This window comes from Glycomyces sp. L485 (assembly GCF_022548875.1).
In the GTDB taxonomy this organism is placed as follows: domain Bacteria; phylum Actinomycetota; class Actinomycetes; order Mycobacteriales; family Micromonosporaceae; genus Glycomyces.
The window spans coordinates 44,858-63,610 of the sequence record NZ_JAKZEW010000026.1; the positions used below are offsets into that span (position 1 = coordinate 44,858).

14 protein-coding genes are annotated in these 18,753 nt (G+C 65.6%); 5 read left to right on the forward strand and 9 right to left on the reverse strand.

Features of this window, described 5'->3' with window-relative positions:
- A partial coding sequence (locus L0U85_RS20765) for a S8 family serine peptidase (protein ID WP_277605785.1) occupies positions 1–2,366 on the forward strand: 2,366 nt, incomplete at its 5' end.
- A gap of 166 nt (positions 2,367–2,532) precedes the next feature.
- On the opposite strand, the gene L0U85_RS13605 is transcribed toward L0U85_RS20765, so the two are convergent.
- The 7 genes from L0U85_RS13605 to L0U85_RS13635 form a co-directional block, all read right to left on the reverse strand.
- A complete protein-coding gene (locus L0U85_RS13605; protein WP_241378302.1) occupies positions 2,533–3,165 on the reverse strand; it encodes a DUF4333 domain-containing protein in 633 nt (210 codons plus the stop codon).
- Positions 3,166–3,358: 193 nt separating this feature from the next.
- Positions 3,359–3,979 carry a DUF4333 domain-containing protein gene (locus L0U85_RS13610; protein WP_241378303.1) on the reverse strand — a complete coding sequence of 207 codons (621 nt, stop codon included), beginning with the start codon at positions 3,977–3,979 and terminating at the stop codon, positions 3,359–3,361.
- A gap of 241 nt (positions 3,980–4,220) precedes the next feature.
- Positions 4,221–4,400 (reverse strand): DUF397 domain-containing protein, encoded by a 180-nt coding sequence (locus L0U85_RS13615; RefSeq protein ID WP_241378304.1) that lies wholly within the window; start codon positions 4,398–4,400, stop codon positions 4,221–4,223.
- Positions 4,387–4,947 (reverse strand): DUF5753 domain-containing protein, encoded by a 561-nt coding sequence (locus L0U85_RS13620; protein ID WP_241378305.1) that lies wholly within the window; start codon positions 4,945–4,947, stop codon positions 4,387–4,389. Before L0U85_RS13620 ends, L0U85_RS13615 begins: the two co-directional genes overlap by 14 nt.
- A gap of 5 nt (positions 4,948–4,952) precedes the next feature.
- Positions 4,953–5,228, reverse strand: coding sequence for a helix-turn-helix domain-containing protein (locus L0U85_RS13625; protein WP_241378306.1), 276 nt, complete (start codon positions 5,226–5,228; stop codon positions 4,953–4,955).
- Positions 5,229–5,454: 226 nt separating this feature from the next.
- Complete coding sequence (locus L0U85_RS13630; RefSeq protein ID WP_241378307.1) at positions 5,455–5,745, reverse strand: hypothetical protein; 291 nt, start codon at positions 5,743–5,745, stop codon at positions 5,455–5,457.
- A gap of 339 nt (positions 5,746–6,084) precedes the next feature.
- A complete protein-coding gene (locus L0U85_RS13635) occupies positions 6,085–6,921 on the reverse strand; it encodes a hypothetical protein (protein WP_241378308.1) in 837 nt (278 codons plus the stop codon).
- A gap of 174 nt (positions 6,922–7,095) precedes the next feature.
- On the opposite strand from L0U85_RS13635, the gene L0U85_RS13640 reads away from it, so the two are divergent.
- Genes L0U85_RS13640 through L0U85_RS13655 form a run of 4 tightly spaced genes read left to right on the forward strand, consistent with a single transcriptional unit; the run spans position 7,096 to position 15,153 of the window.
- A complete protein-coding gene (locus tag L0U85_RS13640) occupies positions 7,096–9,192 on the forward strand; it encodes a hypothetical protein (RefSeq protein ID WP_241378309.1) in 2,097 nt (698 codons plus the stop codon).
- 2 nt (positions 9,193–9,194) lie between these two features.
- Positions 9,195–10,805 (forward strand): class I SAM-dependent DNA methyltransferase, encoded by a 1,611-nt coding sequence (locus tag L0U85_RS13645; RefSeq protein WP_241378310.1) that lies wholly within the window; start codon positions 9,195–9,197, stop codon positions 10,803–10,805.
- Positions 10,802–11,995, forward strand: coding sequence for a restriction endonuclease subunit S (locus tag L0U85_RS13650; RefSeq protein ID WP_241378311.1), 1,194 nt, complete (start codon positions 10,802–10,804; stop codon positions 11,993–11,995). Before L0U85_RS13645 ends, L0U85_RS13650 begins: the two co-directional genes overlap by 4 nt.
- Positions 11,992–15,153, forward strand: coding sequence for a type I restriction endonuclease subunit R (locus L0U85_RS13655; RefSeq protein WP_241378312.1), 3,162 nt, complete (start codon positions 11,992–11,994; stop codon positions 15,151–15,153). Before L0U85_RS13650 ends, L0U85_RS13655 begins: the two co-directional genes overlap by 4 nt.
- A gap of 68 nt (positions 15,154–15,221) precedes the next feature.
- Here L0U85_RS13655 and L0U85_RS13660 read toward each other — a convergent pair whose 3' ends face one another.
- Both L0U85_RS13660 and L0U85_RS13665 read right to left on the reverse strand, forming a co-directional pair.
- Positions 15,222–16,646 carry an RICIN domain-containing protein gene (locus L0U85_RS13660; protein ID WP_241378313.1) on the reverse strand — a complete coding sequence of 475 codons (1,425 nt, stop codon included), beginning with the start codon at positions 16,644–16,646 and terminating at the stop codon, positions 15,222–15,224.
- A gap of 469 nt (positions 16,647–17,115) precedes the next feature.
- Positions 17,116–18,495, reverse strand: a complete 1,380-nt coding sequence (locus L0U85_RS13665; protein ID WP_241378314.1) for an aldehyde dehydrogenase family protein — start codon at positions 18,493–18,495, stop codon at positions 17,116–17,118.
- Positions 18,496–18,753: the final 258 nt, after the last annotated feature.

The window sequence follows — 18,753 nt, forward strand, 5'->3', positions numbered from 1 at the left end:
CTGAGAACAACGTCGTCTGCAACAACAAGGTGATCGGCGCCCGCTGGTTCGACTCTGAGGGCCACAGCGACGTCGCCGGCTTCAAGTCGCCGCGCGAGGAGTTCAACCACGGCACCCACGTGGCGACCACGGCCGCCGGCAACCTCGACACCGAGGCCGTCATCGACGGCGCCTCGCTCGGCCCGGTCTCGGGCATGGCCCCGGCGGCGCGGCTCGCCGTCTACAAGGTCTGCTGGATCGCCATCGGCGGCTCCTGCCCCACCTCCGACATGTTGGCCGCGATCGACGCGGCCGTCAGCGACGGCGTCGACGTCATCAACATGTCCCTCGGCGGCACGCGAGAGACCATCGACGATCCGGTCTCGCAGGCGTTCTTCGCCGCCGCAGAGGCGGGCGTCTTCGTCGCCGTCGCCGTCGGCAACGATGGCGAATCGGGCCCGAGCACGGTCGATCACAACGCGCCGTGGGTCACCTCCGTCGCCGCAGGCACCCACTCGCGCACCTTCGAAGGCGAGGTGTCCCTCGGCGACGGCCAGACCTTCCCATACACCGCCAGCAGCCTGAGGTTCACCGACACCGCTGCCGGTCTGGCCCTGGCCCAGGAAGTGGCCGTGGACGGCGCGGACCCGGCAGAGGCGAGACTGTGCGCGCCCGGCACCCTCGACGCCGACAAGGTCGCGGGCCGGGCGGTCGCCTGCGCCCGGGGCGTGTACATCTTCGGTGAGAAATCCCAGGCCGTGGCCGACGCGGGCGGTGCGTTCGTGATTCTCTACAACGACGACCCCGCGGTCACCGACGAAAGGGAGACCGGCACCGACGTCCCGCTGTGGATGGCCTGGGTCGACCTGGCCGCCGGCGACGCCATCGAGGCATACGCCAAGGGCGACGATGCGACCGTGACCGTCTACGAGTCCGAAGCGGTCTCCCAGACCGCCCCGGCCTCGGCATTCTGGTCCTCCCAGGGCCCGGCCACCTCCGGAGGCGGCGACCTGCTCAAGCCCGACATCACCGCGCCCGGCAGGGAGATCCTCGCCGGCTTCATGCCGACGTCGAACCCCGACGGCGGCCACTTCGGCGTCATGAACGGCACCTCCATGGCCAGCCCGCATCTCGCCGGCCTCGCCGCCCTCATCAAGAGTGCCAACCCCGACTGGTCGCCGATGGCGGTCAAGTCGGCGATCATGACCACCGCCTACCAGACGAACACCGACGGTGAACCGATCCAGCGCACGTACGCCGACGCCGCGGCCACCCCGTTCCACACCGGTGCCGGACAGGTCGACGGCCGGGCCATGTTCGAACCGGGTCTGGTCTACGACTCCGGTGCGACCGACTGGATTCTCTACGGCTGCGCCATCGGCCAGTTCCAGGAGCCCGCCGACACCTGTGAGACCGTCGAGGGCGAGCACGGCACCGTCGACCCGAGTGACCTGAACTACCCCTCGATCGCGATCGGCGACCTCATCGGACGGCAGACGATCACCCGGACGGTCACCAACGTCGACGACACGGTCGGCGAGTACTCCCCCGAAGTCGAGGCCCCGCCCGGCTTCAGCGTCGAAGTGGACCGCGAGCAGCTGAGCGTGCGGCCGGGCGAGTCGGCGACGTACTCGGTCACCGTCACCCGGACCGACGCGGGCAACGGCGAATGGTCGTTCGGGTCGCTGACCTGGTACGACTCGGATGGACACGAGGTCCGCAGTCCGATCACGGTCCGCGCGCTGGACATCGCCGCCCCGAACGAGATCACCGACCAGGTCGCCGACGGCTCGGCCGACTACGACGTGACGTCCGGCATCGAAGGCACGATCGATCTCACAGCCTCCGGCCCGGTGGCCTCGGACAGCCGGACGCTGGCCCTGTCCAACCCGGACGGCTCGGACTTCCCCACGGACGACCCGGTCGAGCGCGACCAGACCAAGGCCTTCGAGATCACCGTTCCGGACGATGCGGTGATGGGCCGCGTCGCGACGTTCGACGCCGACTACGAGCCGGGAACCGACCTCGACCTCGTCGTCTACGCGAAACAGCCTGACGGATCGCCCGAACTGATCAGCGCGCCGTTCTTGGAGGGCTCGGACGAGTACGTCGACCTTGAGGCCGGTCGCACGTACGCGGTCTACGTCGACCTGTGGGGGGCTCCGGCCGACGCCGTCGAGGCCGAGGTCCACACCTGGGTCGTCCCCGAGGCGGCCTCAGGGAACCTGACGGTCGCTCCGGAGCCGCTGGAGGCCACCCTCGGCGGCGTCCACACGGTGACCGCCTCCTGGTCGGGCCTCGATGAGGACCGGCGCTACCTCGGCACGATCGACTACCTCACGGACGGAGCCCTGCTCGGGCGCACGATCGTCGCCCTGAACCGCTGACCCGACCCGCCGGCCCCGCCTCCGAAGCACTCGCCGGGAGTGCAGGAGGCGGGGCCTTTGCGCGCCAGGCGTCCGACGTCGGCGGTCAGACCCCCAGGCAACGCTCGTGCGTCACGTTGCGGGGTTCCAACGGGTCGGCACTGATCGAACGCGCAGCGCCCCAAACCTAGTTGGGGGTGTCGGACACTTCGGCGCTGAAGTTGAACTGGCTGCCCTCGACACCGGTGATGGTGATGGTGATGTTGTACTCCTCGCCTGTCGAAGCGTCGATCAGCTCGCAATAGTGAATCGCACCTGCGTGCAGGGTTCTCGTGATGTCCTTACCGCAGTCGATCTCGGGACGTGAGCCCAATTGCTCCACCAGCGCGTCCGCGACCGCCGAGGCAAGGTCTTCAGCGGCAATCTGAAGCTCGGCTGCGTCGGCGGCCGGTTCCGAGGCGTCGTCCTCGGCGGGAGCGGATGTCGGGGCTTCGCTTTCAGCGCCGTTGGGTTCGGAGGCCACCTCCACACTGATTTCGTATTCACGACCGTCGACGCTGGTGAAGGTGACGACGGTGTCGTATTCAGCGCCCGTCTCCGTGGAGGTCGCCGTGCAGTCGACCTCTTTGTCCTGGGAGACGATGATCGAGTCGTCGCCGCAGTCGATGTCGGGACGGGCTCCGGTCTGCTCTTCCAGAGCGTCCGCGGCCAGGTCGGCGAGGTCTTCACCGGGAACCGTGAGTCCGGCTTCGGCGGTGCACGCCGAGAGTCCTAGGGCAACAAGGGCGAGGGGCAGGGCCGCCAGTTTTCGGATGGGCACAGCAGGGCCTTTCTGTTGGTGGTGGGGGCAGACCGAACAAGTCTGCCTGTGAAAGGAGTGGCTTGCAAGGCGGGATACCGGCGGGATATTCGAGTCCAGAAAGTCCTGAAACCGTCAAGCATCTCGGGTGGCCGTCTTGCTTCCCGGTTGGAGGCCGGGTGCATGATCTGCGCCCGGCCCGAGTCTTTCGAACCTAATTGGGTTCGGAGGCGACCGAGACGTTGAACTTGAACTGGCTGCCGTCGACCTCTGTGATGGTGATCGTGGTGGCGTACTCCGAACCGTTGGCGGGATCGGTCAGGGTGCAGAAGTGCTGCCTGTCCACGTAGATCTCGATGTTGACGCTGCCGCAGTCGATCTCGGGGCGAGACCCGTTCTGGGCCTCCAAGACGTTCGCGGCCTCATCGGCGAGTTGCTCAGCCGGCAGCTCCAGCCTGCCTTGATCTTCGGCGGAATCGTCGGATTCGGTCTGGTCCTCCTCGGCGACTCCGTCCTCGTCGACTTCGGCAGGAGCCACTTCCACCTGGATGTTCCAGTCGTCGCCTTCGACGCCGGTGAAGGTGACCGTGGTGTCGAGCTCTTCGCCCGTTGCCGGGTCGGTCGTCACGCAGTCGACTTCCTTGTCCTGGGAGACGATGATCGAGTCGTCGCCGCAGTCGACGTCGGCCCGGGCTCCGATCTGGGGCTCGAGCGCGTCGGCGGCCGCTTCTGCGAGGTCCTCGCCGGAAATGGTGGGCCCGGCTTCGACGCTGCACGCCGAAAGCGCGAGGGCGCCGACTGCGAGGGGCAGGGCTGCGAGTTTTCGAATGGGCACTTCAAGACCTTTCATCGAGGACTGCTGTGACTGAAGGTACTGGGACCGCGCAACTGTGGGAGCTCTCTGATGACGGTGGGGCGGGCGACCGCGGCGTCAGGTGGGACCAGGAGGAAGTTCGTCCCAGGCCACGATCAGACTGCACTGGACGATCGTGTCAAGCAGTTTGGGACGCAGGGTTCATCGACCGGTTCGACACTGTGGCCGGACCGACCACCAAGCGTGCGAGCGACGCCGGCGGCTATCGGCGCTTGAGGTCCTCGATCAGGGAGGCGTAGTCAGCGAAGGCGATGCCGAGGACCGGCGAGGCGTTGCCGAGTTTGGAGTCCCGGACCTGGACGGCTTCGCCGCGCTGGCGCAGCTCGACGCAGTTGCCCTGGGGCTGGCTGCGGTTTGGCTTCTGCCATTCACGGCTCAACATTGCTCAGGTACTCCTCGATGCGCACGACTTGGGTCAGCATGTCCGAGAGTACCTCGCGGGCGCGGCCGACGGCCTGGCGCTCATCGATGTAACGAGCCGAGTGCACCGACTCGAGGTAGAGCAGCTCCGGGGAATACGGCCCCTCGAATGACATGATCTCGAACGATCCGGCCATGGACGCGTGGAATCCCTGATCCATTGGGAGAAAGTGGATCTCGACCGCTTCAAGTTCCGCGGTTTCGAGCAGCCGCGCGATCTGAGCTTCGTAGAAGTCGGTCCGCCGGATCCGCAGCAGACAGCCTTCGTTGATGATGAACCGCATCTTCGCGAGTTTGCCGGGCGGGCGGTCGAAGACGAGCTTCTGCCGATGGAGCTTGAGGCGCCGCGCTTCCTCGGCGTCGCCGACGGTCATGAACGGGCTCGCCGCGGCCGCGCTGTCGATGTACTCCTCGATCTGGAGCAGGCCGGGGATGTACTCCGCTTCGTACGAGTCGATCGCTTTCGCTTCGCACTCCAGCGTGAGGAAGGCGGTGAACCACTTCGGCATCGAGGTTAGATGCTCTCCCACCCGTTCGCGTCGGTCTCGCGGGTGCGTTTCGCCAGCGCTTCGAGTTCATGGATGACCTGCTGCGAGGCGCCGTACATGAACGCCCACCCTGCGGCGGTGCCCGGATCGACTTTCTGGTTGCCCGCCTTCTCGATCCGCTCCAGTCGAGTGCTGTTGGTGCCGAGCATGTTCGCCGCTGCCCGGATCGACATGCCACGGTCTGCCCGGAGCCCTCGGAGGATCATGCCGACGCGCCATTGAGCCAGTGATGGTGTCTTCACCCCTCCATGATCACAAACCATCACTCTCGGTGGGCGGTCGACTTTCGGTGTCACGATTCGCCGTCCCGAATTCGGAGGCTCTCAGCGGGACAACGTTTCCGTGTTCTGCTGCCGCGATCTCGAAGCTCGTTCAAGGTCTCAGGTGCGGTGGCGGGCGAATCGTTGTCCGCCGTGCCTCCGCACCTGGATCGTGCCTCATCCGGGGTCGATCTCATGTTCGATTGCGCTAGAGGTCCAAGGTGATGGTCATGTTCAGGCCGTCATCGGGGTGATAGGTCCAGAACGTCGAGTAGTCACCGAAGTTCGCCTCTTGCGTTCCGTCGAGCGCCCGGGTGCCATTAATCTGCGATATCACGGCATCGGGCATTTCGAGTTCGTCGAAGATGCACATGACTTCAGTGGAGTCGGCTCCGGGATTCTCTTCGGCCCAGGCCCTGTCGATGATCAGCGTATCTCCGCCGTCGCCGATGCTGACGCTGCTCGAACCGGGCGCACAGGTTTCCTGTGCCTTGATCAAGTCGGTCGTCTCGGGTCCGGAGCCATCAGACGAGGACGACCCTCCTCGTTCGCCGTTGATTGCGAGGCCGACTGCGAGCCCGGCGCAGAAGACCAAGGCGGCTCCGAGGAGTACCGAGGCCCGTACGACACCGGATGACCATCGGCGTACGGGGGGTTTCGGGGCGGACGAGGGCGAGGCCACACCGGGCGGCACCGAAGGTTCGGGTTGCGGTACTTGTTCGTTGGAGTGGTCTGACATTTCGGCTTTTCCTTCCGTGAGCGAACGCACGTGAGCCGTGATGAGGGAGCGATGTCGTCCTGGTCCGGCCCTCGTGAGGAAGGCCGAACCGGATACAGCTCATGAGGAGGCGATGGTCCAGTCGCCGTCGGCGTTCACGGTCACCACGGCCGGGCCGCTGGTGATGGCCGAAGTGCCCTCGTAGGAGCCGATATCGTTGACCACGAGATCCCATCCGAACGCCGCGTCGCTGACGTAGGTGACGATGAAGTTCCGCTCGCCGTCGTGAGAGATCTGCCAGGTGGCGGCGCCTCCAGTGTAACGGTAGACACCGTCGCCCTGGGACTTTTGCGGATCGCCCAACTCGGGCGCCTGGCTGACCGGGGCGACGGTGATCTCCCAAGATCCGCCGGCGGTGATCTCCAGTGAGGCCGGGTCGTCTCCCATGCCGGTGAGCCCGTAAGCGCTGGTGCCTTCGTAGGAGCCGATCGTGTTCACGGGCAGCTCGGCCATCTCGTTGTTCTCGTCGAGGGCGGTGAGGATGAAGTTCGACGAGCCGGAATGGACGGCGGTGATGATGCCCTGCCCGGCGGGCAGGCTGATCACGCTGTCGCCGGAGCCGGACTCGGTGACCGCGTCGAAGACGGGGAACGCAGAGGAGAAGTAGTCGGTCTCGCTCTCCTCGACCGGCTCGGCTTCGGTCTCGGCAGGGTCGGCATCGGTGTTCTCGCCGGTGTCGACAGCGGCCGAGTCCCCATCACCGCTGGCGGTGTCGCTGGCCGTCTCGGACTCGTCCCCGCCTCCGAGGAGCGTTCCGAAGCAGGACAGGACGAGGACGCCTGCGATGGTGATCGACCACCAGCGCAGGTACCAGGGTTTCTTCGGCGTGTGCGGGCCCGCCACCGGTTGGCCCGGTGTGGGCTGTCCCTGCTGGGGAAGGGGTGGGATGGTGCTCATGGCTGCGACCTTTCGGGTTCGGCGCTGAAATCGATGTGCACCACGGTCGCCGATTTTCACGATGAATCGAAGTCGATAGCCGATAGCAGGTGCTATCAGTAGAGGCGCTGCTTTATGCGATCAACTGTTCTAGCCTTAGAATCCGAACGGAACCGGAAGGCGAGGGGTGATGGCATGGCAGACGGGCAGAGCTCTGAAGCACTGCTGACCGCCGCCGAGATCGCCGGTCTCGCCCGTGTCCAGAAGGACGTCGTCCACAACTGGCGCAGGCGCTTCGACGACTTCCCCCAGCCGGTGCGCCGCCGGGGCCAGACCAACTACTTCGCGGTCGAACCAGTCCTCGAATGGCTGGAGCGGACCGGCCGCGTCGACCCGGCCGAAGCTCGCTCGGAGCTCGCGCGCCACAACGTATCCGCAACCGCCGACAACTGGCCGCGCGGCGACTTCATCGACGCCGCCACCGCCCTCGTCGCGCTCCACCACCGCACTGCCGCCTGGCCGGACCCCGCCACTCCCGCACACGACGCGCTCGCCCGACTCGCCGACGCCGCCGACGAAGCCGACCCGGACGACGAGTGTCTCTACTCCGAGATAGCCGGCCTCCCGCCCGAAGGCGCGGCGCTTGCGTTCCTGCTCCACGCCTACATCGACGCCTGGTGGACCCACGAGGACGCCTGCGAGGACATCATCGCGATGCACCGCCGCCTGGGCGACACCGCGCTGGCGGCCGTCGAGCTCGCCAAGGGAGCCAAGGACTTCCTGGTGAAGCTCGCACTGGGCGACATCGCCGATGACCCGAGTGGACCCGCGATCATCGACCGCGACGAGTTCAGCATCGACGATTTCACCGACGACAGCGGCCAGTTCGTGATCGCCGACCCATACGCCGGTTCGGGGGCGCTGCTCGCGGCGGCGGCGCGTGCGCTGCCCGACGGCGTCTACGCCCCGCGCTTCGTCGGAGCGGTCGACGACGAACGGCTGCTGCGCCTGGCGCGCAGGAGACTCGCCGTCGCCGCCGACGGCGGACTCGACGTCGAACTCTCCAGCGGCGAAGACCTCCCCGACGACATCGCCCGCCCCGATCGGATCGTGACCGCCCTGCCGCCGCAGAGCGGCGAGCCCGAAGCCGTGTTCGACGCGCTCGACAGGATCTCGCTGCGGATGCCGGCCGAATCGAGCGCCGTCGTTCTCGGCCCCGAGAGCGCGCTCGCCGCCGACCTGCGCAGGCAACCCCGGCTGGAGCACCTCCGCCTGCGGCTGCTCGACCAGGCGAGCACCGAAGCCGTCGTCAGCCTTCCCGACGGACAGATCCCGATCCGCGCCGCCCACAGGACCGCCGCATGGGTCATGCGAAAACCGCTGCCCGACTACTGCCGGGGACGGGTGCTCCTGGCCGACCTGCGGGCCGAGGCCCTCGACGGCGCCGCGGCCGACGAGGCGGTGGAAGACATCTTCACCTGGCGACTCCGAGCGCTCCGCAAACGCGACAAGGCCGTCAAGTTCGACATCGACCGGCTCAGGCGGGACTGGGGCGCGCTGCGTCCGCCAGCGCGGGCCGCCGTCGCCGGAGACGAGCGGGTAGCGGACATGCTCGCTCTCGGAACGCGGCTGGACGCGCTCGCTTCGAACAACGACACGGTCCCGATGGCCGACTGGCTCGACCCGCGCGCCGTCACCGATCCCGCACGACCACCGACCACCAGCATCGCCCGGCTGCGATCCCAAGGGCGCCTGCGCCCCATCCCGGGCCTGCGGGTCCGTGAGGGAGACGTGGTGAGCGACGGCATTCCCCTGATCAGCCCCGAAGAAGTGGCCGCGCCCGAGCGCATCGGCGTCCGGTGCCTCGACCGGCTGGCGCTCGGTGCGTACCGCACCGCCGAGCTCACCCGTCCGGGCGATGTCGTGGTCGCGGCAGGCCCCGAAGGCCTGAAAGTCTGGGTCGATCCCGATGGCGCGAAACTCGCGGTGAGTCCAGCGCGTGTAATCCGTATCGGGCCGCGAGGCGAAGACCGGTTCACCCCTTGGCTTTTGGCGGCGTTGATACGTCGCTGCGCAAGGCCGGGGGAGAAACTGGGAGATGTGCGGCTGCCGGTCGTCTCCCCATCCGGACTCGCGCCGACTGCGGCCGCGCTCGACGCGATCGCCCGCCGCCGTGAGCGGGTCGCCGCAGAGATCGCGGCGCTCGACGCCCTGACCGCCCAGATAGCCGACGGCCTCGCCGACGGCACCGTAGACCTTGCACCCGTACCGACCGAGACGAAGGAAGAATGACCATGCCCCCGAAGAGACGAGCCGCAGCCGAGACGCTGCCCGGCCTTGCGCCGCAGGCGAACCTGGCCGACATCAAAGACATGCTGTGGAAGGCCGCCGACAAGCTCCGCGGATCGATGGACGCCTCGCAGTACAAGGACTTCGTGCTGAGCCTGGTCTTCCTGAAATACGTCAACGACGCCTTCGACGAGTGCCAGGAGCAGGTGCGGGAAGAGCTGAAGGCCGAAGGACTCGGTGAGGAGGACATCGCCGAGGAACTGGAGGACGTCGACCACTACATCTCCAAGGGCGTCTTCTGGGTGCCGATCGAGGCGCGCTGGTCGACCCTGGTCGAGCAGATGACGCCGGAGACGATCGGCAAGCGGCTCGACGACGCCATGGGTGAGATCATGAAGAGCAACAAGTCCCTGAGCGGTGTGTTGGCGAAGATCTTCAACCGAGACAATGTGGACACCAGGCGGCTGAAGGAACTGGTGGACCTCATCAACAACACCAGGTTCACCGGCCATGGCAAGGCAGCGCGAGACGTGCTGGGCGAGGTGTACGAGTACTTCCTGGAGAAGTTCGCCAAAGCCGAGGGCAAGCGCGGCGGCGAGTTCTACACGCCGGGCAGTGTCGTGAAGACCCTCGTGGAGATGATCGAGCCGTACGAGGGACGCATCTACGACCCTGCATGCGGTTCGGGCGGCATGTTCGTGCAGGCCGAACGGTTCGTGGAGGCCCACCAGGGGCGGCGCGACGACCTGGCCGTGTACGGGCAGGAACTCAACGAGCGGACTTGGCGGCTCGCGAAGATGAACTTGGCCATTCACGGGATCTGGGGCGACCTGTCGAGCAGGTGGGCCGACACCTTCCACGATGATCGGCACCCGGATCTGCGATTCGACTACATCCTGGCGAACCCGCCGTTCAACCTGAAGGACTGGTACCGGGACGAGCACGACCGGCGCTGGAGGTATGGCGTGCCGCCGGTACGGAACGCGAACTACGCGTGGATGCAGCACATCCTGTACAAGCTGAGCGAGAACGGCACGGCCGGTGTGGTGATGGCCAACGGCTCGATGTCCTCGAACACGAGCGGTGAGGGCGACATCCGAAGGGCCATGTTGGAGGCCGATGTGGTCTCGTGCATGGTGGCCCTGCCGGGGCAGTTGTTCCGGACAACGCAGATCCCAGCTTGTCTGTGGATCTTCGCGAAGGACAAGAGCGCGAAGAGTGGAAAGACCGACCGGCAGGGACAGGTGCTGTTCATCGACGCCCGAGAGTTGGGCGTGATGGCAGACCGGACGGAAAAGGTCTTCCGGGATGAGGACATCTTCAGGATCGCCGATGCTTATCGGGCGTGGCGAGGAACGAAGAGCGCCCAAGAAGAAAACCTGGAGTTCTCGAATGAGGCCGGCTTCTGCTACAGCGCCACGCTGGAGGAGATTGCGAATCAAAACTTCGCCGCAACTCCTGGACGATACGTGGGGACTGCTGGGAAAGTGGCCGAAGATGACGAGCCGATCGGGGAAAAGGTTGGCCGCTTGACCAAGGACCTCCTTGCCGAATTCGACGAATCCGCAAGGCTTGAAAGGGAAGTCCGGACTCAACTTGGGAGAATCGTGCTATGAGATGGAACGAGTATAACCTCTCGGATCTGGTTCAGATCTTCGACGGACCACATGCCACTCCACATAAGACCGAGATTGGACCGTATTTCCTAAGTATCTCGAGCCTGAAAGATGGTCGTCTTGATCTCAGTGAGTCTGCACACCTCTCCGAAGACGAGTTCATAAAATGGACACGAAGGGTAACGCCCGAGCCCGGGGATCTTCTGTTTTCATACGAGACGCGTCTCGGTCAAGCTGCATTGATGATTCCAGGAATCCGAGCATGCCTAGGTCGCCGCATGGGCCTTCTGAGGCCAGACCGGAGCAAAGTGATGCCAAAGTTCCTTTTGCTCGCATACCTTGCTCCAGAGTTCCAGTATACGATTCGTTCTAGAGCCATCCATGGGGCAACGGTTGACCGAATTCCTCTGAAAGAAATGAGTACATGGCCAATTCGGATCCCTAGTCTTGGTGAACAGGAAGTGGTCTGCGAGGTAATAGGGGCACTGGATGACAAGATTGCCTCCAATGATCGCATTGCAGTGACAATAGAGAAAATCCTCTCACTAAAATTCGAGCAATTGCGAATGACCGATGCGAACGGAAATGAGTCTATTCCAGTTTCAGAGCTGATAGATTTCAATCCAAGGGAGTCGGCGCCGAAGGTTTCATCCGCTCCTTATATCGATATGGCTGCCCTGTCGACGGATCGCGCAAGGATCAGTTCGATAGGACTGCGACAGCCGAAGTCGGGAACAAAGTTCAGAAATGGTGATACCCTTCTGGCTCGGATCACGCCATGTCTTGAAAACGGCAAGACGGGATTTGTTGATTCATTGCCTGAGAATGAAATCGGACTCGGGTCAACAGAATTCATTGTGATGAGACCGAAGTCGGGTGTTCCGGAGCAGCTGCCTTACTTCATTGCAAGGAACGAGACATTCAGAGACCATGCGATCCGCAATATGGAAGGTACGTCGGGTAGGCAGCGGGTATCTGCAGCGAAGGTTGCTGGCTTCCTTGTGCGAGTGCCGGATTCGAGAGCTCTAGGTGTCTTCGGTGAAGAATCGATGCGAAGTTTCCAATACATGAAGGCATTGGGGGCGGAGTCGCGGACCTTGGCAGAGCTACGAGACACACTGCTTCCTCGGCTCATGTCGGGAGAAATCCGAGTCGGAGACGCTGAAAAGATCGTGGAGGACGTGACATGACATTCCTATCCGAAGCACAGCTCGAGTCGCAGTGCATGGACCGCCTCGCCGAGCTCGGCTGGTTCACTACGACCGGCCTCGAAATCGCTCCCGGCACCGGCGAGCGCTTGGACTGGGCCGAACTCTACATCCGACCTCGCCTTCGCTCTGCCATCGCCCGCATCAACCCCGAGCTCCCCGACTCATCAGTCGATGAGGCCGTCTCGAAGGTCCTCACTCCCGAATCCGCCGACCCGCTCGCCGAGAACCTCCGCATCCACAAGCTCCTCACCTCCGGTATCCAGGGCATCGAGTACATCGACGCGGGAGGCACCCCTCAGCTCCCGACCGTCCACTTGATCGACCGCCGGGACTTCGACAAGAACGAGTTCCTAGCCGTCCAGCAGGTCCGCCTCATCGACCGCGACCACGAGCGCCGCTTCGACATCGTTTTCTACCTCAACGGCCTTCCCATCTCCATCGCAGAGCTCAAGCGCCCCGCCCTCTCCGACACCGCCATCGAAGACGCCCACGCCCAGCTCCAGACTTACCTCCGCGAGTTCCCCCTCGCCTTCTCCGCCACCGCCTACTGCCTCATCGCGGACAGCACGAACGCCCGCTACGGCTCCGTCTTCACCCCCGTCGAACACTTCGCCGCCTGGAACGTCGACCCGGACGGCAGAGCCGTTCCCCAACCCCCGCCCGTCTGGTCCGAGACCGAGACCGCCCTCGCCATCGACGGGCTCTACGAACCCACCCGCCTGATCGAAATGCTCGACCACTACGTCGGGTTCAACCACGACGACGGCAAGCCCGTCAAGATGGTCGCCAAGCCCCACCAGTACTTCGCCGTCTCCAAGGCCATCTCCAAGACCGTCGACGCCGTCAAGTCTGACGGCCGTGCCGGCGTCGTCTGGCACACCCAAGGCTCCGGCAAGTCCTTCGAGATGGAGCTCTACACCGCCCAGATCATGCGGCACCCCGCCCTCGGCAACCCCACCGTCGTCGTCATCACCGACCGCACCGAACTCGACGGCCAGCTCTTCCAAGGGTTCTTCGGCTCTGAGTTCCTCCCCGAGCAGCCGCAGAAGATGTCCAAACGCTCCGAGCTGCGCATGGCCCTGGACCGGCGCAGCGGCGGGATCATCTTCACCACCCTCCAGAAGTTCGGCCGCACCCAAGACGAACGCGAATCCGGCGCCGACCACCCGCTTCTGTCCAACCGCCGCAATATCGTCATCGTCGTCGACGAGGCCCACCGCAGCCACTACGACGACATCAACGGCTACGCCAAGCACCTCAAGCGCGCTCTCCCCAACGCCACGATGATCGCCTTCACCGGCACCCCGATCTCAGAGACCGAGCGCGACACCCGCGAGGTCTTCGGCGACTACATCGACATCTACGACCTCACCCGCGCGGTCAACGACGGCGCCACCGTCCCGGTCTACTTCGAGCCCCGCGTCATCGACGTCGACGTCCCCGACGACGTAGCCGCCGAACTCGACGAGCAAGCCACCGAAGTCCTCGAAGACCTCGACGAGTCCGAGCAGGAGAAGGCCAAGCAGGCCGCCGCGCAGATCAGCGCCGTCTACGGCGCACCCGACCGGCTCCGCACCCTCGCCGCCGACCTCGTCGAGCACTGGGACAAGCGCGCCGCCGCCGTCGAATCCGAACTCGGCGTGCGCGGCAAGGCCATGGTCGTGGTCGCCTCACGCCTGATAGCCGTCCGGCTCTACGAGGAGATCACCAGGCTCCGGCCCGACTGGCACGACGACCGGCTCGACAGCGGCAAGATCAAGGTCAACATCTCGGGGAAGCCCTCTGAGACCGAACTGGGCGACTACATGCTGCGCCCTTCGCAGCGCAAGGCCCTGGAGGCACGGGTCCGTGATCCCGAAGACGAACTCGAGATCGTCATCGTCAAGGACCGCATGCTCGTCGGCTTCGACGCCCCGCCCCTGCACACCCTCTACATCGACCGGCCGCTGCGCGGAGCCCTGCTCATGCAGACCATCGCGCGCGCCAACCGCACTTTCGGTGTCAAGGAGGAGGGCCTCATGGTCGGCTACTCCCCGCTCACCGAGCACCTCTACAAGGCCCTCGCCGAATACACCGTGGACGACCAGCGGCAGCGGCCCGTCGGCCGCAAGACCGAGGAGGCCATCGGGCACCTCCGCGACGTCCTCCACGTCATCGGCTCCGAGCTGCTGGCCGACTTCGACTGGCGCGGCGCACTCGCCAAGGCGGGCAAGACCGCCTACAACGACGCCGTCCTCGGCACCGTGAACCACCTGCGGGACCGCGCCAACCCCGAGAACGACCCGCTCGACCCCGACGAGCCGACCCTCAAAGACCGCTTCAACCAGCAGGCGCAGAAGATGGTCGGCCTGTGGCGGCTCACCCGCGACGCAGACAAGGAACCGGTGCGGAAGGAAGTCGAGTTCTTCCATGAGGTCCGCAAGCACATGGCCGCCTACGACGCTCAGGAGCGCCGCGCGACGGGCCGGGCCGTCTCAGCCCAGATCGAGGCGGTGCTGCGGCAGATGACCTCCTCGGCCGTCGAGGCCGGCGACGTGCTCGACCTGTTCACCGCCGCCGGGATGCCGCGGCCCAACCTCTCCCACCTCGACGCGGATTTCATCCGGCGCATGCAGGAGGACAAGCACCCCGCCCTCGCCATCGAGGCGCTCCAGCGCCTGGTGCAGCAGGAGATGCGCAAGAACGTGCGGCACAACGTCGTGCGCCAGGAAGAGCTCTCGGAGAAGCTCGAGGCGCTCATGACCCGCTACACCAACCAGCAGCTCTCCAGCGCGCAGATCATCGCCGAGCTCGTGGAGCTCGCCAAGCTCATCTCCGCCGAGGCCGAGCGCGGGTCCGAGCTCGGCTTGACCGAGGACGAGCTGGCGTTCTACGACGCCGTCGCCGCCAACGAGGCCGCTCTCAACGAGATGGGCGTCGACAAGCTAGCGGCCATCGCCCGCGACCTGGTCAAGAGCGTGCGGGGCAACCTCACCACCGACTGGGCCAAACGCGACGACGTCCAGGCGAACCTGCGCCTGACCGTCAAACGGCTGCTGCGCAAGCACGGCTACCCGCCGGACGGGCAGCGCGCCGCCGTCAAGAAGGTCATCGAGCAGGTCGAGACCTACGCCGAGGACTGGCAGCCCGAACCGTAAGGCCGTCCGGACATCGCGGCGGCCCTCCGGCCTGATGCCGGAGGGCCGCCGCGATGTCAGAAGCAGGGCTAAAGGGTCCACTGCTGGTTGGTGCCCGAATTGCAGTCGTACTGCTTGAGCCTGGTGGAGTCCTCGGTGGAGGCACTGGTCACGTCCAGGCACTTGCCGGAGTGGCGGGCGACGAGCTGCGTGTAGCCGCTGCCCGCGTCGCGCAGCTCCCACTGCTGGTTGGTGCCGCCGTTGCACGTCCACTGGATGGCCTGGGCGCCGTTGGCGGTCGAACCGCCATCGATGTCCAGGCACTTGCCCGAGCTCCACGACACGATCTGGTAGTAGCCCCCGCCGGCGCTCTGGAGCTGCCAGCGCTGGTTGTTGTCGTCGTTGCAGGTGTACTGGATGATCTCGGCTCCGTCGGCGGTGGAGCCGGAGACGACGTCGGCGCATTTGTCGGAGTGGCGGGCGACCATCGTGGTCGTCTCCCCGGCGACCCCGGAGACGGAGCCGGTCTCGGTGTCGATGGAGATCTGCGGGTACCAGTCCATGGCCATGGTGTTGGAGGACGGGAACCGCAGCGGCAGCCACACGTACGTCGATTCGTTCGGGGTGCCGCCTGTGGCTCCGGCCCACCGGTCGCCCATGTACATGTAGGACGTCTCCTGGGAGCCGGCGATCTCGACGACGTAGGCCGTCTGCGAGCGGTAGGTCGTGGAGTCGCCGACGTTCTGCCAGCCGCTCCAGGACCCGGACGGGAAGCTCGTCGTCGTGGCGTATCGCTGCTGGTTCGGGTTCCAGCCGGTGGACCCGGAGGTGACCAGGAAGTACACGCCGCCTCGTTTGAAGACCGCGGGGGCTTCGCGGTGGTCGCCTTCGAACATGTGGACCAGCTCCTCGACGCCGAGGTAGTCGTCGGTGAGCCGGTAGATGTGCAGGTCGTAGTTCGAGCGGGCCGCCGATATGAGGTAGCCGGTGCCGTCGTCGTCGACGTACACGGTCTGGTCGCGCGACTCGTGCCCGAGCGGCCTGAACGAGCCTTGATAGGTGTAGTCGCCGTCGACGGTGTCCGAGACGGCCACGGCGACTTCAGCGTCGCCGTAATCGGAGCCGTTCTCCTTGTGCGCCCACATCACGTAGTGGTCGTACTCGGCGTTGTAGATCACCTTGGGCCGCTCGATGTTCGCCGGATCGAGATCGGAGTGGGAGTTCCTGGTGAGGATGTCGTTGGCGTGCGTCCAGTTCACCATGTCGGTGGAGCGGTACATGGAGACGGCGTTGAACAGGCTCCCGCCGTCGACGCGGTTCTCGCCGACCATGTAGTAGTAGCCGCCGTCCTTGAGGATGCCGCCGCCGTGGGCGTGCATGGCGGTGCCGTTCGTGGTGATGATCTCGCTGCCGTTGACGAACGTCTGCGGCGCGGCTTGGGCGGGTGAGGCGCCCACCGTCGCCAGCAGTATTGCCGCGGCGCCGATGATGCCGGCCTTCCATGCTGTTCGCATGATGGTCCTTTCGCTCGGCTCACCCGTGATTCAGTGCCGCGCTGGCTGTTCGGGGGATCGGGCGCCAAGCACCGCGGTCGAGCGTCCGCCGGAGGTGAGCTCTTCTGAGGGTTTCATATATTTAGATCCTTGTAAATAGCATCAGAAGAAGCGGTGACCCCGGGAGTGCGCAGTGTTAGTCCTAAAGAGACTTGCCTATGTCGCTACTGAGACCGAATCAATTGGGAGCGTGAGGCATTCCACCAAACAGGTTGCGAAGTAGCGCGCGCAAGTCGTCTGATACAGTTCTGTCCGGATCGTCCACCGGCGATCAGCGGGTCAGGTGCTCATGAGGGAGCGTCTTCCGGTTCGAACCCGGTCCTGACCGCATCGCCCAAGAGGCGAAGAAGCTTGTCTTCGAGGGGTAAGGCCCTGATCAACGGCAACGTTGATCAGGGCCTTTTTCGTCTGCTCGATCAAACCGGCGCCGTCAGCGCAGCCGCCGCATGACCGCCTCCTTGACCGCCGTGAACGGCGGATACACGACCTGCATCGTGTCCGGCGCCAACGGCTTGTCCAGCACGCCCTTCGCATGGCTGAACGCCTCGATCGACCACTTCCCGTGATACGAACCCAGACCCGACGCGCCGATTCCCCCGAACGGCAGCCCCGGCACGTCCAGATGCGCCGAAGGCACATTGAACCCGACCGCGCCCGACGACGTCCGCGTCAGCAGCTTCCGCCGCGTCGCCTCCGAATCGGTGAACGCATACAGCGCCAGCGGCTTCTCACCCGCATTCACGTGCGCGATCGCCTCATCGAGCGAATCGAGCGACAAGACCGGCAGGATCGGCCCGAAGATCTCCTCGGCCATCACCGCGTCCTTCGCATCCACATCCGCAAGCACCGTCGGCGCGATGTACCGCGTCTCGCGGTTCCGCCCGCCCCCGCAAACGAGCCGCCCCGCCTCGAGCAGACCCGCGAGCCGGTCGAACGCCGCTTCGTTCACGATCCGCCCGTAATCGGGGCTCTCGGCCGGCGCGTGCCCGTACATCTCACGCACCGCCTCCGCCAGATGCCGCTCCAACTCCGGGCCCACCCCGTCGAGCGCGATCACATAGTCCGGCGCCACGCACGTCTGCCCGGCGTTCATGAACTTCGCCCACACGATCCGCCTCGCCGCGACAGCCAGGTCCGCACCCGGCTCCACGATCGCAGGAGACTTCCCGCCCAGCTCCAACGTCACCGGAGTCAAGTGCTCCGCGGCCGCCTTCGCGACGATCCTGCCCGCCCTCGGAGAACCGGTGAAGAAGATGTGGTCCAAGCGCTCGGCCAGCAGCGCCGACGTCGCCTCGGCCCCGCCCTCGACCACCGCCACCGCATCGGGATCCAGATACTCGCGCAGCAGCCTCGCCAGCGTCGCCGACGTCTCGGCCGCCTCCTCCGAAGGCTTCACGATCACCGCGTTCCCGCAGGCGAGCGCCCCCGCCAACGGCGCGAGCGTCAACTGCACCGGGTAGTTGAACGGCCCGATCACCAGCACGAGGCCGAGCGGCTCCCGCAGCAGGTACGACTTCGCCGGCTGCAGATGCGGCGGAGTGTGGACCCGCTTGGGACGCAGCCAGGACCGCAGATGCTTGCGCATCGCCCTGACCTCGGCGGCGACGAAGTCGATCTCAGCGAGGAACGACTCCGGCGCCGACTTCCCCAGATCGGCGCGCAGCGCGTCGGCGAGCTCGTCGCCGCCCTCCCGCAGCATCCGATCGAGGCCCTTGAGCTGTGCGAGCCGCCATGGAATCGGCTTGGTCCGCCCGGTCTCGTACTGCGAGCGGAGTCTGGTGACGGTGCTGGAGAGGTTCGCGCTGGCCATCCGTCGAGGGTATCGGGTTTGAGCCCTTCATGCGAGATTCGGTGTCGCAGCCGGTATTCGGCGGAGTGCGTCTGGGGCGCGCGGGGAGGCCGGAAATGGCCCTTGGGGCGCTGGCGGGATGTCTCGTGTGGATGGTCGAACTGCGCCAAGGGCGGCAGCGACGAAGAGGTGGAGGGATGTTCGGGGATGCGTTGCGGGGGTCGGGCGCGTGCCGGGCGGGGTGGCCTTGGTGGGTGAGTTTTGCTCGTGTTGTGTTGC

Excerpts from the sequence above, each read along its gene's own strand:
- L0U85_RS13615 (WP_241378304.1), bottom strand. The coding sequence starts at position 4,400 with ATGTTGAGCCGTGAATGGCAGAAGCCAAACCGCAGCCAGCCCCAGGGC.
- L0U85_RS13620 (WP_241378305.1), bottom strand. The coding sequence starts at position 4,947 with ATGCCGAAGTGGTTCACCGCCTTCCTCACGCTGGAGTGCGAAGCGAAA.
- L0U85_RS13635 (WP_241378308.1), bottom strand. The coding sequence starts at position 6,921 with ATGAGCACCATCCCACCCCTTCCCCAGCAGGGACAGCCCACACCGGGC.
- L0U85_RS13640 (WP_241378309.1), top strand. The coding sequence starts at position 7,096 with ATGGCAGACGGGCAGAGCTCTGAAGCACTGCTGACCGCCGCCGAGATC.
- L0U85_RS13645 (WP_241378310.1), top strand. The coding sequence starts at position 9,195 with ATGCCCCCGAAGAGACGAGCCGCAGCCGAGACGCTGCCCGGCCTTGCG.
- L0U85_RS13650 (WP_241378311.1), top strand. The coding sequence starts at position 10,802 with ATGAGATGGAACGAGTATAACCTCTCGGATCTGGTTCAGATCTTCGAC.
- L0U85_RS13655 (WP_241378312.1), top strand. The coding sequence starts at position 11,992 with ATGACATTCCTATCCGAAGCACAGCTCGAGTCGCAGTGCATGGACCGC.
- L0U85_RS13660 (WP_241378313.1), bottom strand. The coding sequence starts at position 16,646 with ATGCGAACAGCATGGAAGGCCGGCATCATCGGCGCCGCGGCAATACTG.
- L0U85_RS13665 (WP_241378314.1), bottom strand. The coding sequence starts at position 18,495 with ATGGCCAGCGCGAACCTCTCCAGCACCGTCACCAGACTCCGCTCGCAG.